The organism is Blautia sp. KLE_1732_HM_1032 (assembly GCF_025147905.1).
GTDB classification, from domain to species: Bacteria; Bacillota; Clostridia; order Lachnospirales; family Lachnospiraceae; genus Blautia_A; species Blautia_A fusiformis.
In genome coordinates, this window is the sequence record NZ_CP102266.1 from 2,386,847 (window position 1) to 2,403,710 (window position 16,864).

General features: G+C 42.3%; 15 protein-coding genes. 12 read left to right on the forward strand and 3 right to left on the reverse strand.

Features of this window, described 5'->3' with window-relative positions; all coding sequences use genetic code 11:
• Positions 1–12: 12 nt before the first annotated feature.
• Together NQ489_RS11420 and NQ489_RS11425 are read right to left on the reverse strand one after the other, a co-directional pair.
• Entirely contained in the window at positions 13–6,744 is a 6,732-nt protein-coding gene (locus NQ489_RS11420; RefSeq protein ID WP_021650345.1) for a SpaA isopeptide-forming pilin-related protein, read from the reverse strand.
• Complete coding sequence (locus tag NQ489_RS11425; RefSeq protein ID WP_021650344.1) at positions 6,734–7,708, reverse strand: DNA topoisomerase; 975 nt, start codon at positions 7,706–7,708, stop codon at positions 6,734–6,736. The genes NQ489_RS11420 and NQ489_RS11425 overlap by 11 nt, the downstream gene beginning before the upstream one ends.
• Before the next feature lie 115 nt (positions 7,709–7,823).
• Here NQ489_RS11425 and NQ489_RS11430 point away from each other — a divergent pair, with 115 nt between their 5' ends.
• The 3 genes from NQ489_RS11430 to NQ489_RS11440 are packed head-to-tail and all read left to right on the forward strand — an operon-like array spanning position 7,824 to position 10,400.
• Positions 7,824–9,704: a recombinase family protein gene (locus tag NQ489_RS11430; RefSeq protein ID WP_227945524.1), complete on the forward strand. Its 1,881-nt coding sequence runs from the start codon at positions 7,824–7,826 to the stop codon at positions 9,702–9,704.
• A gap of 26 nt (positions 9,705–9,730) precedes the next feature.
• Positions 9,731–10,084 (forward strand): TnpV protein, encoded by a 354-nt coding sequence (locus NQ489_RS11435; protein WP_044960474.1) that lies wholly within the window; start codon positions 9,731–9,733, stop codon positions 10,082–10,084.
• A gap of 16 nt (positions 10,085–10,100) precedes the next feature.
• Positions 10,101–10,400, forward strand: coding sequence for a hypothetical protein (locus tag NQ489_RS11440; RefSeq protein WP_021650276.1), 300 nt, complete (start codon positions 10,101–10,103; stop codon positions 10,398–10,400).
• Positions 10,401–10,427: 27 nt separating this feature from the next.
• Here NQ489_RS11440 and NQ489_RS11445 read toward each other — a convergent pair whose 3' ends face one another.
• Positions 10,428–10,796 carry a helix-turn-helix transcriptional regulator gene (locus NQ489_RS11445; protein WP_021650277.1) on the reverse strand — a complete coding sequence of 123 codons (369 nt, stop codon included), beginning with the start codon at positions 10,794–10,796 and terminating at the stop codon, positions 10,428–10,430.
• A gap of 144 nt (positions 10,797–10,940) precedes the next feature.
• Between NQ489_RS11445 and NQ489_RS11450 the strand changes: the two genes are divergently transcribed.
• From NQ489_RS11450 to NQ489_RS11490, 9 genes are all read left to right on the forward strand, one after another.
• Positions 10,941–11,120: a DNA-binding protein gene (locus NQ489_RS11450; RefSeq protein ID WP_021650278.1), complete on the forward strand. Its 180-nt coding sequence runs from the start codon at positions 10,941–10,943 to the stop codon at positions 11,118–11,120.
• Positions 11,113–11,778, forward strand: a complete 666-nt coding sequence (locus NQ489_RS11455; RefSeq protein ID WP_014081151.1) for a response regulator transcription factor — start codon at positions 11,113–11,115, stop codon at positions 11,776–11,778. The genes NQ489_RS11450 and NQ489_RS11455 overlap by 8 nt, the downstream gene beginning before the upstream one ends.
• 84 nt (positions 11,779–11,862) lie before the next feature.
• Entirely contained in the window at positions 11,863–12,783 is a 921-nt protein-coding gene (locus NQ489_RS11460; protein WP_014081150.1) for an ATP-binding cassette domain-containing protein, read from the forward strand.
• The gene (locus NQ489_RS11465) at positions 12,776–13,582 is read left to right on the forward strand and encodes an ABC transporter permease (RefSeq protein WP_014081149.1); all 807 of its coding nucleotides are present in this window, start codon (positions 12,776–12,778) and stop codon (positions 13,580–13,582) included. Before NQ489_RS11460 ends, NQ489_RS11465 begins: the two co-directional genes overlap by 8 nt.
• 14 nt (positions 13,583–13,596) lie before the next feature.
• On the forward strand, positions 13,597–14,511 hold the full coding sequence (locus tag NQ489_RS11470) for a sensor histidine kinase (protein ID WP_014081148.1): 915 nt from the start codon (positions 13,597–13,599) through the stop codon (positions 14,509–14,511).
• A gap of 455 nt (positions 14,512–14,966) precedes the next feature.
• Positions 14,967–15,380, forward strand: a complete 414-nt coding sequence (locus NQ489_RS11475) for an RNA polymerase sigma factor (protein ID WP_014081146.1) — start codon at positions 14,967–14,969, stop codon at positions 15,378–15,380.
• Between the two features lie 103 nt (positions 15,381–15,483).
• Positions 15,484–15,936 carry a hypothetical protein gene (locus tag NQ489_RS11480; protein WP_021650281.1) on the forward strand — a complete coding sequence of 151 codons (453 nt, stop codon included), beginning with the start codon at positions 15,484–15,486 and terminating at the stop codon, positions 15,934–15,936.
• A 10-nt stretch (positions 15,937–15,946) separates the two neighbouring features.
• Complete coding sequence (locus NQ489_RS11485) at positions 15,947–16,408, forward strand: RNA polymerase sigma factor (protein WP_009296689.1); 462 nt, start codon at positions 15,947–15,949, stop codon at positions 16,406–16,408.
• Positions 16,409–16,436: 28 nt separating this feature from the next.
• Positions 16,437–16,727: a DUF3847 domain-containing protein gene (locus NQ489_RS11490; RefSeq protein WP_014081144.1), complete on the forward strand. Its 291-nt coding sequence runs from the start codon at positions 16,437–16,439 to the stop codon at positions 16,725–16,727.
• The last annotated feature ends 137 nt before the right edge of the window (positions 16,728–16,864 follow it).

Sequence of the window (16,864 nt, forward strand, 5' to 3'; positions counted from 1 at the left end):
CTATTTATATTATCATTTGCGTTTTCTCTTAACTGTCACTACAGTTCCCAGACATCCTGCTGATACTGCAAGTGCCAGCACAAAAATAGCAATATTTGTATTATCTCCTGTTTTTGGTGAATTGGATACAGAAGTCGCATCAGAACCATGGGAACCAGGAGTGCTGACTCCCTGGTTTTCTGATGTTTCCGGAGTGTCTTTTTCCGGAGCTTTCTTATTTGTCAGATCCAGAGTATATTCAATCACAGGAGTACGGTCATTGACATATTCAAACTGAATCTTATGCTCGGTTTCATCAAGCTGATAGCCATCCAGTGTTTTTGTTTCTTTCAGGATATATGTGATTGCTTTTTTATACTGCCCATTCTTAAAAGTCGCAATCGGATAATTCTTTGATTCTGCATGACCAGCACTGTCTGTTACCAGAGTTTCCAGAACTTTACCTTTGCTGTCACAAAGGGCAAATTCTACACCTTTCATTGGCTTCTTGGTATCTTTATCCGTTTTATTTAAGATTACCTTGCCCATTGCCTGTTCATCTTCCATTTTGGCTCCCTGAACATCTCCGGTGTCCTTAACCTCAAATGTCACTTTATTTGCCACAATATAGCCTTTCGGTGCTGTTTCCTCCAACAACGTATAAGTGCCGACTGAAAGTTTCTCTACATAATGGGGCTGATCACCAGATGTCCAGCTTTCCATAACTTCCTGGTTTTCATTAAGAATATACAGTTTAGCACCTTTGACCTCGCTGCTTCCATCTGTCATATCAACTTTACTGATCAGAATTTTTGTTGTATCATCCTGCATTTCTACTTTCTGTATATCTGCAGTATTTTCTACTACAAACGTAATGGATTCTGCAGTTGCATAACCATCAGCAGGAATTGTCTCTGTTAATGTATATTTCTTTCCAACTTCCAGTTCCTTAATGATGTGTGGTGTGCTTCCGGAAGTCCACTCATCCACAACGTTTCCCTCTGAATCGGATACTTTCAGTTTTGCACCTGGTAATTCTTCCCCGGTTGTAATATCTGATTTTGTGATTTCAAAAGTAGTTGGCTCATCTTCATAAGTGAACTCAAAGGATACTTCTGCAACCTCTTCTCCCGCATAAGCAAAATCAAATTCCTTGATTTCTTCTGTTGTCACAAATCCAGCAGGAGCCTGCACTTCTTTTACATAGTAGTTGCCATTGATTGGAAGATCTGCCGTAAATACAATCCTTCCATCCTGATCCGTAGCTTTCTGCTCGATCATGGTATCTGCTTTCAGGATTACTTCGCCTTCTGCATTTAAAATATCATTCTTTGTATAAAGTGCAAATACTCCGCCTTCCAGAACACGGTCTGTATTTTTTTCTTTCTTAACTACAGTTACTTTTGCTTTCTGGCGGTTATTCTGCCAGTCCTCATCATAAGTCACAACCGGAGTATTCTGATCACGATAAGTCAGATCAACCTCTCTGATTTCTCCATCCAGAACATATCCATCCGCCGTCTCTTTTTCCTTTACATAATATTTGCCTAAAGGAAGATCTTCTGATCTTGCATATCCAAGAGCATCTGTCGTAATTGTTGCTACCAATTCGTCCTTTTTATAATAATCACTGCTTTCCCCATCTGCAGCCTTGATATCCTCCGCTGCATAAATTTCAAAAGTAACATCTTTCAAAGAACCTGTAACATAGCCAAATGCTGCGTCCATGCCGCCTGCCAGCATATCTTTCCAGGTAACTTCCTTGACAAATTCACCTTTTTTATTGATGATGATTCGTCCAACCGGAACAGCATCCTTCATTTCTACTTTTTGAACATCTGCAGTATCAGAAACTGTAAATTTCACTTCCTCCGCCTGCAGATAACCATATGGTGCAAACTCTTCCCGAAGTGTGTAGGTTTTTCCCACATGGAGTCTTTTTATTACATGAGCTTTTCCTTTTACAGAAGTCCATTTTTCTACTTCTTTTCCGTCTGAATCCAAAACCGTCAGTGTTGCTCCGTCAAGTTCCACACCTGTTGTAATATCTGATTTCGTAAATTCAGTTGTTGTCGGCTCATTCTTAAAAACGGTTTCCAGTTTTACTGTTTTTACTTCCTGTCCCTGATATTTCGCAGTCACCTCAATCTGCTCATCTGAAGATACAAAACCATCTGGTGCTGCCAGTTCTTTTATATAATAAGTTCCAAATGGCAGATCCTGCTCAAAAACAGTTTTTCCATCTTCACCTGTTACCGCTTTTGTAAGCAGTTCGTCTGCTTTTACCAGTACCTTATCCCCTGCTTTTATATCCTCTTTTGCGTAAAGACCAAACTCTGCTCCAGAAAGCCCTTTCTCATTTTCAGCATCTTTTTTCACAACTGACACTTCTACTTTCTGGCGGTCATTTATAAACTCTGCACTCTGTGAGATCACTGGTGTATTCTGGTCTGCATAGACGAAAGAAATCTTCTGTTCTTCTTCATTTAATACAAATCCCTCCGGTGCAGTCTTTTCTACAACTTTGTATTCTCCTAGAGGCAGATTATCAAGCTCTGCTTTTCCGGATTCATCCGTTGTCAGTTCTGCAACTTTTTCACCCTTTGCATATTTCAGGATTCTTTTTCCTGTATCATCTTTCTGGAAATCTGCTGTATAGATATCCTCTGCAGCATATACTTCATATACTGCACCGGAAAGGTTTTGAACTTCATACCTAAAATCATTCTTATAGGTCGAAAGAACCTCTCCTTTTTTCTGTACAGTGAGTTTTCCTTTCACCGAATGGTCCTCATATACCACTTCAATGACCGCATCACCTGAAACCGGATCCGTCTGATACAGGGTATTGGTATCCACCTGTATTTCGACATAATTTTTGTTAATGGTATAACCGTCCGGTGCTGTTACCTCTTCGATTCTATAATGACCAATTTTTAAATTCTGAGGCAGTATCAGATATCCATCTATATCTGTGAAATATGAGGTATGTGTAACAGTTGTCGGGTATGTAGTTACCTGCTCTACATATTTTTCATGATCCATATCATAAATTTTAAACTCTGTTCCCGGAATTAAAACTGATTTTTTAGTCTCATCATCCTGTTTGATGATTTTCAGTTTTGCAGAAAATTCTTTGTCCAAAAGAACTCTCCATGTCTGCGGCTCTGTTGGTTTATTCTCTGTAATCCGGACAATAAAATCATCTACAGGTTTGTAATTATGGGGTGTTGTAGTTTCTCTCACCAGATATGTTCCATATGGAATTGCAATGGATTTTACATAACCTTTCTCATTTGTAAAAATTTCTGTTGCTCCATTTTCACCGATCACAACCGGCTCTGCAGAGGAAAAATCATAATTTCCATCCTCTTTTACCACCAAAGAAGATACCAAATATGCACTAAATCCAGCTCCGGATAGTAATGCAGCATCTGTGTCTCCATTATTGGCAGCTTTAATAAGTTCAAACGGCTGTTTCTTCACCGTTTCCAGTGAGGTACACTCTTTTTCTACAACCGCTGTCAGATCACCTTCATCACTGCATACAAGATCATATTCATGCTCGTCTGCCAGATATCCTACGGATGGGGTAATTTCCTTGATGTAATACTCTCCAAGATAAAGATTCTCTATCCTTGCTTTTCCTTCTTTATCGGTAGTTAGCGTACCAATCTGGCTTCCGGCTTTATAAATAACGCCTGTCTTTCCATCTGGATGGGTAATGTCGTTTCTTGCATAAAGTCCATACACCGCATTTTCCAGGGAAGCATCTCCCTGTGCCTTATTTTCTTTTGTCTCGGCATCTTTTTTATTCAAAGAGATTGCAGCACTGACCCTGTCATTCACAAAAGTATGACTGAAAGAAATTTTTGCCTGTTCATCATTGGTATAACTGAATTGGAAAGAATAAGTATCTTTCTCATTTCTGACATAACCAGCCGGAGCCTGGACTTCTTTTACATAATAAGAAAATCCCACTGGAAGATCTGCTTTAAATGCTGCTTTTCCATCAGTACCAGTAATTGCAGTCTCAATCAGAGCATCTTTTTTTACTGCTACTTTTCCATCCACAGTTTTCATATCCTGCGCTGCAAACAGAGCAAAATGCCCTCCGGATAGTGTATTTTCAGTATCTTTGTCTTTCTTTATCACCTGCACCACTGCTTTCTGACGGTCATTTGTAAAGGTAGTCTCTGAGAAAGCCGCTTCTGCAGTCTGCCCTGCATAAGAAATGGTTACTTTTTTTGTTTCTTTTGCATTATAAAAATTTTCCGGGGCCTGTGCTTCTGTTACATTATAGCTTCCAAGCGGAAGATTCTTTACCGTTACAGAACCGTCCTCACCTGTGATCAGATTTTTCGCTACTTCTGCGCCTTTTTTGTAAACTGTTTTTCCACCTGCTGTTACAATATCCTCGGCAGCATATACGTTATAAACGGCTCCTTTCTGACGGCGTTTCTCGTACTGGAATGAAGTTCCATTTTCATCAGATACAGCTCCTACAAAAACTTCTCCCTCTTTATAAACGGTCAGATTTCCTTTCTGCTCTTTGTCCGTTACAGTCTGTTTGGTTGTACTGCCAACTACTAATTTCACTCCATACGAAGAAGCCTGGACAACATAACCTTCCGGTGCTGTAATCTCTTTTAAGTAAACAGTATCCTGTGTCTTGGTAAGAGTTACACGTGAAGAACCATTGCTGTCTGTTGGCGGCATCTTAACAATCAGCTTTGTGCAGGCGTTATCACTATATACCCCATACACGGCTCCAGCTAGATTTTTTCCAGTATCTCCATCTTTCTTTGTAATTTCAATAACTGCTTCTTCCGGCCAGTCAACTGTAATCTGCAGGTCAGAGGAATCTGTATAGTAGCCAAAACCAATGTCCTGTGAACTCTCCAGTTTTAAAAGCATTGCATGGAAATCCAGGGGAAAATTGGAAGTGATCGCATACTTTCCTTTCAGACTGCCCATATTGGCTGTTGTAGCTACAAGATGGAATTTCTCTCCACCCTTTACAGTGACATTTCCAGATGCCGTTTTTCCTGTGGTTTCATTAACAAGGCTTACTCCGTTCTCCAGATGAATGGTAATGGTAAATGCTTCATTTGCCTTCCAGGTAAAACTTTCAGTTTCCTTTCCCGTTGCATTAACGGAAAGTCCTGGAAGAAGTTTCATTGCTGTCGGATCAGGCATTTTAGCAAGAGCTGCTTTAATCTCTTTCAGCATATTTTTAGCGGTTGTAGAAAGCGCACCTCCAAATCCGGATTCGCCATCATATAAATAATCAACCAGATAATGCTGCATGGCTCTTGTCTCAGAACTGCATCCATATTTTTCCATGATGGATTTTACATTATATCCGTTGAATGTATGTCCCCATCCAGGACCGCCATATCCATAGAACAAAGCTTTCCGCAGATACTTATCATCTCCGCCCTCATCCAGTTCAACCATATTTTTATACGTTGTCCCACTTGGAGGTGACTGCATGGAGTGCTGCATACAATACGCATTTACTGTATAAGTCTTTCCGCCTGCTTTGTAACGAACATATTTGTAGCTGTCATTTCCACCCTGTCCCATAACTGTATCAAACGGATGAAGCTGGCCATCTGAATAATAGTAATATTTATTTGCTTCAATATTTGTTGCATCATCCCATGGAGTATCGGTTGCAAGTAACATGATACCATTTTCTGCCTGATCCATGGAAACACTTAGGTCAATGTCATCTGCTGGCATTTCAAAACTGAATTTATCCGATTCTTCGTGATAAGTCACCTCTGAATACAATAAATCTTCTGTATTCTCTGTCTGGTTTGCCTGTACTTTTGTTGTTCCTACTGCAATTAAGCTGCCTTGCGGCATATCTCCGGAAAATACAACGGTTTCTCCTGGCTGATACTGTCCATCTTCATGGTTCAGCTCAATATGAAATTCCTCTCCACGAACAATATTTACCTGATAATTTCCATCTGCATCTTCTGTTTTCTCTGTTTCATCTGTAAAAGAGTCGTCTGTCGCCTCTGGCATTTCTTCCGGATCTGTATCTGTAATTTCTTCAAATGTGCTGTCTGTATCCGGATTATCATCTATGGCAGGTTCTTCTGTTGAAACTTCCTCAGACGGATTTTCCGGGATTGGTGTATCTATTGGCTCTTCCTCAACCGGAATTTCTGTCGGAGTTACTTCTTCATAGATTTTATCCTCTGACGGAATTTCTACATTTACCTCATCCTGCACAGGTTCTTCACTCTCTGCAGTGCCTATGGCTGGTTCCTCGCCTTCTGCTTCATTCTCATCTTCCTGGTTGCTTACAGATTCCTGATTCTCAGATTCAGCAACCTGCACCACCGCTTCCTTTACAATCAGCTTACGATTGATCTGATAAATTGGGTGGCCACTTACTGGCTCTACATAATAAACAGCTTTGTATGTATCTTCGTAATCTGTTGTAAAGTCCTGCTTTTCCTCATTTTTTGCCTCATGGAAAGTGATCTTCACCTTTTTTTCATCTGGTATTTCCAGTCCGGTAAAATCTTTCTCCACTTCAAAAATACTGCCTGTTTCCAGTTCCAGATCTTTTGCTTTTACCACCTCATCTGCATCAAGTTCATTTTTTACCTTTTCGTATAACGGTGGCTCTTCTGGCACTACATCTGCCGCATAGGACAGTATTGGAGATAGAATTGTAGATAACACTGTAAGCATTGCCAAGAATCCCGACAAAAATCTTCTCATATTTTTTTTATTCTTCATTCTTTTTTCCTTTCTTCCGTTCCGGGAAAATCAACTGAAACTTTGGATTTCCGGTTTCTGAAACCTCCATCTTTATAGTTGCTTCATACTTCCTTTTTGTTTTCTCTGATACCAGATCTTTGAAATGCACCTGCTTCTCACTCAGCAGCTTCCTGACAGTTGCTTCATCAAGTATTTTTCCCTGACTCTCAAAAAATCGGTTATTTTTCCATAAAGTAAAACTGCAATCACTTCCTGAACAATAATAATTTCTCTTTCCCACATAAACCTTATTGCCACATCTTGGGCATTTTCCAATTTCTTTCCGACCATCTGAAAATAGTTTCTGGTATTCTTCCACTGGCTGTCCATTATCACTTACCAATTTGGTAACCATTTTTTCAATTTCGAAGAGAAATTCTTCTACATTTTTCTGGCCTCTGGAAATCAGTGTCAGATCATTTTCCCATTCTGCTGTAAGTTTTGGTGATTTGATCATTTCCGGAAGAATCCTGATCAGATTTCTTCCATCTGCTGTAGGTAATATCTGCTTCTTTTTACGCTCAATAAAGCCTTTCTCAATCAGTTTTTCAATAATCGCTGCCCTGGTAGCCGGAGTTCCAAGCCCTTTTCTCTCTGCGTCTTCTATCATATCCGAACTTCCAGCGTGTTCCATGGCACTAAGGAGCGTATCCTCCGTATAATGTTTCGGCGGTGCTGTAAAATGTTCACTAAATTTTACAACAACACATTCAAATACCTGTCCTATTTTTATATCTGGAAAATCACTTTCCTCCTCTTCTGGCTTTTCTGCATTTTTCCCATATGATTTAAAGAACCGTTCTTCCACTTCTTTCCATCCATATTGGAGAACATTCTTTCCAGATGCAGTAAACAGTTCTCCATGACAGGAAATTTCAGTCTTAATACTCTCATATATGTATTCCTGTTCCGATGCACATAATAACTTTGATGCAATCAGCATAAGAATTTCTTTTTCTCCACCCGGTGATATATGCTCTAAGTGACTTCTTAATCATGATTTTGTCATGGTTAGTGAAGCAATCACTTAGAGCATTTTTGTTTCAGGAGGTACAGCCATGAGAAATGAAAAAATTACCCCACTGTACGAGCGCCTGAGCCGGGACGATGAGTTACAGGGCGAGAGCAACTCCATATCCAACCAAAAACAGATGTTAGAGGATTTTGCCCGCCGGAATGGGCTGCCCAACCCTACGCACTTTACCGATGATGGTATCTCAGGCACCCGGTTTGACCGCCCCGGATTTTTGGCGATGATGGAGGAAGTGGAGGCAGGGCGTGTAGAGGCAATCGTCATCAAGGACATGAGCCGGTTGGGGCGTGACTATCTGAAGGTCGGTCAGGTTATGGAGGTTTTGCGGCAGCGAGGCATTCGTCTAATTGCCATCAACGACGGTGTGGACAGTCTGAAAGGCGATGACGATTTTACCCCGTTCCGCAACATTATGAATGAATTTTACGCCCGTGATACCAGCCGGAAAATTCGCTCTGTGTTTAAGTCAAAAGGCATGAGTGGTAAGCACCTGACAGGCACCGTGATTTACGGCTACTTATGGGACGAAAAGCGGGAGCATTGGCTGGTAGATGAAGAAGCCGCCGAAGTGGTACGCCGTATCTTTTCCCTCACGCTGGAGGGATATGGGCCTTATCAGATTGCTTGCAAACTATCCGCAGACCGGATTGAAATTCCTGTCGTACACCTTGCCCGCTTCAACGAGGGTGTGAACCGTTCAAAGCCGGTCAAAGACCCCTATGGATGGGGATCATCTACCATCGTGAACATTTTGAAAAAACGAGAGTATTTAGGGCATACCATCAATTTCAAGACCCGCAAGCACTTTAAGGACAAGAAAAGCCACTATGTTTCTGAGGACAAATGGACGATCTTTGAGAATACCCATGAAGCCATTATCGACCAGCAGACCTTTGATTTGGCGCAGAAAATCCGCAGCAATGTACGGCGTTATCCAAACGGCTGGGGCGAAGCGGCTCCCCTCACAGGCTTGCTCTATTGTGCCGATTGCGGCGGCAAGATGTATGTCCACCGCACCAACAATGGCAAGCGGGTTTCTCAATATACCTGTTCCAATTATACCAAAGTTCCGTGTGGGACACTATGCCCTACACAACACCGTATCAATGAGAGTGCTGTCCTGACATTGGTTTCCGACACGCTCCGGGCTATCGCTGAATATTCGAGAAATGACCGGACGGAATTTATTCACACTGTTCAGGAGACGCAGGTTGCTCAACAGAGTGCCGATATATCGAAAAAGCGCAGGCGTCTGGCTGCTGCTCAAAAGAGAGCCGGAGAACTGGAAAAACTGATTTGCAAAATCTATGAGGACAACGCCCTCGGCAAGCTGCCGGATGCACGATATAAGGCGCTTGATGCACAGTATGCCAAAGAGCAGGACGCACTTGAGATTGAAATTGCAGAGCTGGAAAAGGCTGTTACCGGCTATGAGCAGAGCCAGAAATCCGCAGAGAAATTTATAGCCCTAATTGATAAGTATGAGAATTTTGACACTCTGACAAACACCATGCTCAACGAGTTTGTAGAGAAAATCCTTGTCCACGAACGCGCCCGAAAAGGCAGCCAGGACACCACGCAGGAAATTGAAATCTACTTCAATTTTTTAGGACGCTATATCCCACCATCCTTACAGCCGGTTCCTTTAACCCCGGAGGAACAGGAAGAACTGCAGAAAAAAGAAGAACGCAAGGACAGGCTCCATCAGAACTATTTGAAGCGGAAAGCCAGCGGTGCACAGAAACGGTATGAGGACAAAATCAAGGCGAAGAAAAAAGCGGAAATGGACGCTAAGAAAGCCCTGATCCGGGCTGAGGATATGAAAAAAGGTGTTTTTTCTACTATCGGTCAGCTACCAAAAGAAGAACCGCGCAAAGGCAGCATAGCAGCCAGCGCAGCAGTCTAATCATCACGAAGCAAAGGAGAATGAAAATGAGTAAGTTGACTTACATTCGTTGTGGAGATTATGATATACCCAACCTAAAACTTTCTGAACAGCCGGGAACTTCTATCGGCAAGTACGGCAGGATGAGAAAATCCTACCTAAAGAAACATCGCCCCATTCTCTACAACCAACTGCTGATGAGCGAGAAGCTGTATCCACACCTGTTAGAGATTGACCGGACAGCGCAGGAGCGCGTGGACACCATGTTGCCTCACATGATGGAGACTGCGGGTGTCACGGAAGAACTGAAAGCCTGTGACCCTATGCGTTGGGTGGGGCTGATGAACACATTAACGGCACAGATTGAGGAAATTTTAATCAGGGAACTGATTTGCAGCTGAATGGGAGGTGCGGGAAATGCTGACCTTTGAAAAGATTTTGAAAGTGTTTCAGGCATATCTGGATGATGATCCACTGTATGAGGTGGTTCAGACCAGCCACGGTTATACATTGATGGCATGGGAACCCCACCGGAATGACTGGTACAGCGCTGAAATACAGAAAACCCCGGAGGATTTACGGAACGCTTTGTTGGGTACATACGCCAACTTTCTGGAAGATAAGATTACTGGAAATGACCGTGACCTGACTGTGACAGAAACCGGAGAAATCCAGCAGAGGTGCCGGGAACTTTTGGAAAAGTGCAGGGAAACATGATACAGAAACGCCAGAAGGAGGCCGCGATTATGCGTCCTCCTTCTGCTTCGCAGTCTGTTCCATTTTGAGCGCCCCGTCTATGGCACCTTCGATAATCGGCAGGTATTCTTCAGGGCAAAGCTTCAGCTTGTGGCTGACCCGTTGCCGCTGTTCGCTTTCTTCTCGTATAATCTCCGGGTTAAAATACCGTTCCACGGGAAGTCCGCAGACCTTAATCAACTGGATCATCACAGGCAGGCTCGGAATCGCACCTTGATTCTCAATGTTGGCAAGATACCGCCATTCAATCCCAACCATTTCTGCCAATGTTTTTCGTGCCAGACGCTTTGCCTCTCGTGCAGCTTTGACATCTGCGCCGAAGGTTTCAAAACCGGGACAATCTTCAACTTTCGCCATATAACATCACCCAGTTACATTGTATAATTCATACTTTGCCTGTGGAATGTTGCTATATGCAGGTTGGTTGAAGTTTATAATTCATATCCCGTTTCTTGCATTGTTCGAAAAAGAGAACTATAATGTACTCTGTGGAGGTGCGAAATGGACTATATGACATTGAAAGAGGCCGCCGAAAAGTGGGGCGTGACACCTCGTAGTACAAATTATTATTGCGCTGGTGGGCGTATCTCCGGCGCTGTGAATATGGCTGGTGTTTGGCTGATCCCAAAGGACGCGGAAAAGCCGACTGATAGACGCAGAAAGGAGTTTCAACATGAATAATGTTTTAATTATCGAAGATGATAAAGAAATTTGCGTTATGATAAAAGACCATCTGGAAAAGTACAATTATCAAGTCTTCTTCACACTTACTGGTGCAAATGCGATTGAACGTATAAAAGAATTATCCCCGGATTTAATTATTTTAGATTTAATGCTTCCTTTTATCAGTGGAGATGAGTTAATTAGAAATATCAGAAAATTTTCAGACGTACCTGTAATTGTTGTTTCTGCAAAAAGTTTAACATTCAACAAAGTCGAACTGCTACGCTTGGGTGCTGATGACTATTTAACAAAGCCGTTTGATTTGGACGAATTACTAGCGCGAATTGAACGCAATTTGCTAAGAAGTCAAAAAGATACTCCCAATCTTTGTTTGACCTTTGGAGAACTTTCCATTAATACATCTTCAAAAATAGTTACTGTTGCAGACGAAATTATTGTGCTTACAGCAAAAGAGTATCAACTTGTAGAACTACTGGCGAAATATCCTGATAAAGTTTTTTCTAAGCAAAATCTTTATGAAAGTATTTGGCAAGAACCATTTGCAAGGGATAATGATGTCATTAACACACATATAAGTAACTTACGAAAAAAATTAAAGGGCGAAGGCTGCCGAATTAAGACCATATGGGGCTTGGGTTACCGATTTGCAAAGTGAGCTTTAGATAATCTTTAGCTTTACCTTTAGATTATTCAAGGAATTGTCTGCGATACTAAATAACAAGAAAGGAGCTGTGAAAATATGAACGTAACAGTTTTTGAAGCTATCAACATCACAAAAAAGTATCGCAATACACTAGCCCTAAATCAAGTATCTATGTCTGTAATGCAAGGAGATATTTATGGGTTTATCGGAGAAAACGGTGCCGGTAAAACAACAATGATTCGTTTACTAACCGGACTGGCGGAACCTACTACTGGCAAAATTGCTTTATTCGGTGAAAGCAATAAGAAACTTGCAAAGCAGCGTGATCGCATTGGCTGTATTATTGAGAGCCCTTCTCTTTATCTTGATATGACAGCCTATGAAAATTTGGAGGTACAACGTTTGCAACGCGGTATTCCAGGAAAAGGTTGCATTGATAATGCTTTAGCATTAGTTGGTTTGAAAGATACCGGAAAGAAAAAAGCAAAAGATTTCTCTTTGGGTATGCGGCAGAGACTAGCTCTCGCAATCGCTTTGCTTGGGAATCCTGAATTTCTCGTACTAGATGAACCAATTAACGGACTAGACCCTACTGGAATTATCGAATTAAGAAACTTACTCAAAAGACTAAATAAAGAACGTGGAATCACTATTTTGATTTCAAGTCACATTCTCACGGAACTTCATCAATTAGCAAATAGATATGGTATCTTACATGAGGGGAAACTTTTACAGGAAATTACCGCTACAGAGTTAGACAAACGCTGCAAAAAGCATTTGTTGTTGCAAGTGAATGATGTAGCTGCTGCTAGTGTTTTATTGGAAAGCAAACTGAATACTTCAAATTTTACTGTTATGCCAGACAAAAGTATTCATCTATATGATTATGTTGAAAATGCCGGAAAAGTATCAGCGTTGCTAAGTGCAAATAACATTACGATTTACCAGTTAGCACAATCTGGAGATAGTCTTGAAACTTATTACACTAATTTGATAGGAGGGTGCCAAAATGATTAACCATTTTAAAGCTGAATTTTATAAATTGCGTCACTCAAAGATATTGATAACTATATTAGGCGTATGTGCGGCGGTTATAATGGTCTCTTTTGCACTTGGTGACATGACTTTTTTTGGAGCCGGAGATGGAACAGAAAGTGTAATCGGATTTCAAGCTAAGTGTTATCTATCTAGTGAAATACCAACGTTTCAAACTGTTGCCCGCTCATCTCTTGCATATACAGCCTTTTTCTGGATTATTGGCATTTTATTTGCAACCATATTTTTTACAAAAGAATATAATACGGGAACAATCAAATTATCTGTTGCATACGGCACTAAACGAACTATTCTCTACTACACCAAAGCGATTACAATATTGGTGGTGTCTCTGATAACGTATCTGATTTTTGTAGCTACATTTTTCGTTATTGAAATCATACAATCCGGTTACATTCCAACTGCGAGTGAAGTAATAAACCTTTTGGGATGGGCTCTTGCTTGCGGAACGGTTTTATTAGCATTAGAAAGCATTTCTATTTTTTTATGTGTCGTTATTCAAAATACAGGGATTGTAACAGGGATTTGCTGCTTATATGTATTCAGTGGAGCGTCTGTTTACTTAATGCTATGGAGTGATATGGAGACGGTTTCAATACCCTTAAAAATTTTTGTATATGGAAATCCTATGTACTATTGGATGAATTTCAGCTCTTGTCGCACAATGGGTATTATTGAGCATTTACCATTCTATTTCATAGGGTGCATTTCTCTTTTGATTGTTGGCGGTCTTATTATGATTAGAAAAGAAATCAAGTAAAAGGGAGGTAGAATATGGGTTGGGCGATTATGTTTCTTGTTCTGATAGCATTGGTCATTATCCTTTCAATTTCTTTAATTAACTGGAAAATACAGATATATAAAGTAATCGTCCAACTAAATGCTATTCTGAATAGAAAAACGAAAAAGTTAGTTACAGTGTCTTTATCTGATAGGCGGTTAGAGCATTTGGTTGAAATCATAAATCAGATTGTATCAAAAGATAATATTTATCTGGGCGAAATTCAAAAAAAGGAGAATGAATTAAAAGAGAATATTTCTTGCCTTTCTCATGATTTACGGACACCACTAACTTCCATTCGCGGATATTTGCAACTTCTATCAAGTGCGCCTGATGAAAAAAGAGCGGAATATATTTCAGCATTATCCGGAAAAGCATTGAGATTAGAACGTCTCATAGATGACTTTTATCAAATCTCTCTTTTAGAAGCAGGACAATATCCATTTTACTATGAAAAGGTTGAGCTATGCTCATTGCTTACTGAAATCCTGCTAGACAATTATTCGATTTTCAGCGTTAATGGAATTGAACCCCAAATAGAAATACCTAATATGGACATCTATCTTAATGCTGACAGAAAGGCGTGTATTCGCATTATACAAAATCTTATATTCAATGCGGTAACATCCACTACAAATAATGTTGTAATTCAACTAATTAATATTGCAGATTCTGTACAACTCTGTATTAAAAATCCTGTTGCATCTATTCCTACAGAAGAATATTCAAAACTGTTGGAACGCTTTTATGTAGCAGATGTTTCAAGAAGTAATGGTACGTCTGGACAAGGACTTTACATTGTGAAAAAGCTATTACTTATGATGAATTGTACAAATCCAATAATTGAAATACATGACCATAATTTTATGATTACGATTGATTTTTCGCCCTTACTCATAAAAAAATAATCTGCCGGACGACGGCAAAAGAAAAAAAGCCGTCGTAAAGCAGATCTATTAACGCGCCTATGCTATCTTCCGGCGGCTTTGAAAAAACAGAGCCGCCGTTTCTTTTTGCGAAAAGCAGAAACCCGACGACCTAACACCGTGTAAATCCACGGCGGCATATAGGAGGATTGCCGCCGTGTCTATGCTTGCCTTTTTTCACAGTACCCATGACCTGCACCAGCTAAAAAAAGTCTGTTCCCAGCAGCGGAGCAATGCGGTCAGAAGTATGCACTATACCATGTAACTAAACAGCAAAATATACTCTATTACGCTCGTATGGCTTTATGCCGTCCGGGCGCTTTTTTGTCCCTGTGGAGCCGGAACATCGGGTCAGCATGGCTCGAACTTTATCCCCGGTGCCGCTCCCCGCCGCCCCATTCAGATTTACCCAAAAAATCTGAATGGAGGAAAGGCAGATGGAAGTTACCATCAATTATAACGGACAAGCTGTGGCCGTGGAGGTTACGCTGGAAGTCTATGAATTTCTTGACCGGGCCGATCATAAAACGGAGAACCTGTTCCATGAACAGCGGCGGCATTGGGATGGCCGGGAGTTTGACGAGTACATCATTACCACCGAGGGCGTAGGGGGCTACGGCGAAACGCCGGAGGAATACCTTTGCCGCATGGAAACGCTGCATGAGCTGATGGCTGTTCTGGACACCTGTACCGAGGCCCAGCGCCGCCGGTTCCTGCTCTATGCGCTTGACGGGCTGAGCCTTGCAGAGATCGGTGTGCTGTGCGGCTGCTCCAAAGTGGCTGTTTATCAAAGTGTGGAAGCGGTCAGAAAAAAATTTATAAATTTCTTTGAGAACAGGCTTAACGAATGACCTGTTTTCTGGCTACCAAGTGAAAGGGATCATTTCCCTTATCTCAGCGAGGGGCGGACAGCGGACGAGCTGCCCGCCTCTCCAATTTTCAGGAGGTAAGCCTATGAAAACAATCAATCTGCGGTGGATGTATCCCCACTACCGGCATGACGAGTTTGTGGATGTTACGGACAAGGTATGGGCAGCGATGTATCAGGCCCAGCGGGAGATGGAGAACTATGAGCGTCGGAAAGTCTACCACCGCGCCTACTACTCTCTGGACGCATACAGCTGGCTGGAAAATTACGCACTGGAACACAGCAGATCGCCGGAAGATATTTTGCTGGAACGAGAAGAAATGACCACCCGCCTGCACCTGATTGCAGCTCTGCCTGCGGCTCTGGCTCATGCCACTCCGACACAGGCCCGCCGTGTTCACGCCTACTACATTGCCGGTATCAAGCAGCCGGAAATCGTCCGGAGAGAGGGTATCCATAGCAGTAAGGTCAGCGTTGCCATCCACCGGGGGCTGCGGAATATGCGCCGCTGCTATGATGACCTTTTTCAAACAGAGTGAGGGCGTGCCTATGCAGACCATCAATCTCAAACAATATTATCCATTTTGCAAAGAGGACATTTTTGTGGAGGTGTCCGATGAGATCGTCGAAGCGTTTCTTCTGGATAAGAGGGCCGAGGCCGCCAGAGATCGCAAGATGTTCCGGTATAAGGCGTTTTATTCCCTTGATTGTAACGATGGAATCGAAAATGCCGCCATCGGCTGGGCGCAGCCATCGCCGGAGGACTACCTGATAGAAAAAGAAGAATTAGCCGAATACGAAGAACTGATACGGCGATTGTACGAAGCCATTTCTTCCCTGCCGCCTATGCAGGCTCGCCGTGTCCACGCCCGCTATATGCTGGGTATGAAAGTGAAAGATATTGCCGCAATGGAGGGTATCACACCATCACAGGCGGGAAAATCCATCCACGCTGCACTGCGGAGGCTGCGCCGGTACTTTGCGCGTCAGAAATGGACGGTCAATCTATGAGTATTTCCAAAGAAAAGAGGTGCCTGACATGAACGAAAAAATTACAGCCCACCCCCAAAAAGAAGAACGGGAGAAAGTCCTGAAGGAGATCCGGCAGCTTGAAAACCGCAAGAAGATTTTAGAGAACAAGCAGCGGAATGAAGAACGCAGGGGTCGTACCCGCCGCCTGATTGAGCGCGGAGCCGTTTTGGAGGGGATTTTCCCGCTGGCTCCCGACCTTTCCGGCGCGGAGGTCAAAACATTTCTGATTGCCCTGTCCCATCTTCCGGGGGCTGCGGAATTGACTGCAAACCTGCCAAAATCCGGGGACACGCCATAAGTCCCTTGTTTACAAGGGCACGCCATAAGTCCCTTGTTTACAAGGGCGCACTTATACACCGTTGCCGGTGCTGTGCGCCCTGCCGGGGGCATTGCGTACTTCGTCCGCGATGGGAAGCTACGCTCCCCAAACCCCTT

What these genes read in the sequence shown, in the direction of transcription:
- NQ489_RS11420 (WP_021650345.1), bottom strand. Translation starts at nt 6,744, where the DNA reads ATGAAGAATAAAAAAAATATGAGAAGATTTTTGTCGGGATTCTTGGCA.
- NQ489_RS11425 (WP_021650344.1), bottom strand. Translation starts at nt 7,708, where the DNA reads ATGCTGATTGCATCAAAGTTATTATGTGCATCGGAACAGGAATACATA.
- NQ489_RS11430 (WP_227945524.1), top strand. Translation starts at nt 7,824, where the DNA reads ATGAGAAATGAAAAAATTACCCCACTGTACGAGCGCCTGAGCCGGGAC.
- NQ489_RS11435 (WP_044960474.1), top strand. Translation starts at nt 9,731, where the DNA reads ATGAGTAAGTTGACTTACATTCGTTGTGGAGATTATGATATACCCAAC.
- NQ489_RS11440 (WP_021650276.1), top strand. Translation starts at nt 10,101, where the DNA reads ATGCTGACCTTTGAAAAGATTTTGAAAGTGTTTCAGGCATATCTGGAT.
- NQ489_RS11445 (WP_021650277.1), bottom strand. Translation starts at nt 10,796, where the DNA reads ATGGCGAAAGTTGAAGATTGTCCCGGTTTTGAAACCTTCGGCGCAGAT.
- NQ489_RS11450 (WP_021650278.1), top strand. Translation starts at nt 10,941, where the DNA reads ATGGACTATATGACATTGAAAGAGGCCGCCGAAAAGTGGGGCGTGACA.
- NQ489_RS11455 (WP_014081151.1), top strand. Translation starts at nt 11,113, where the DNA reads ATGAATAATGTTTTAATTATCGAAGATGATAAAGAAATTTGCGTTATG.
- NQ489_RS11460 (WP_014081150.1), top strand. Translation starts at nt 11,863, where the DNA reads ATGAACGTAACAGTTTTTGAAGCTATCAACATCACAAAAAAGTATCGC.
- NQ489_RS11465 (WP_014081149.1), top strand. Translation starts at nt 12,776, where the DNA reads ATGATTAACCATTTTAAAGCTGAATTTTATAAATTGCGTCACTCAAAG.
- NQ489_RS11470 (WP_014081148.1), top strand. Translation starts at nt 13,597, where the DNA reads ATGGGTTGGGCGATTATGTTTCTTGTTCTGATAGCATTGGTCATTATC.
- NQ489_RS11475 (WP_014081146.1), top strand. Translation starts at nt 14,967, where the DNA reads ATGGAAGTTACCATCAATTATAACGGACAAGCTGTGGCCGTGGAGGTT.
- NQ489_RS11480 (WP_021650281.1), top strand. Translation starts at nt 15,484, where the DNA reads ATGAAAACAATCAATCTGCGGTGGATGTATCCCCACTACCGGCATGAC.
- NQ489_RS11485 (WP_009296689.1), top strand. Translation starts at nt 15,947, where the DNA reads ATGCAGACCATCAATCTCAAACAATATTATCCATTTTGCAAAGAGGAC.
- NQ489_RS11490 (WP_014081144.1), top strand. Translation starts at nt 16,437, where the DNA reads ATGAACGAAAAAATTACAGCCCACCCCCAAAAAGAAGAACGGGAGAAA.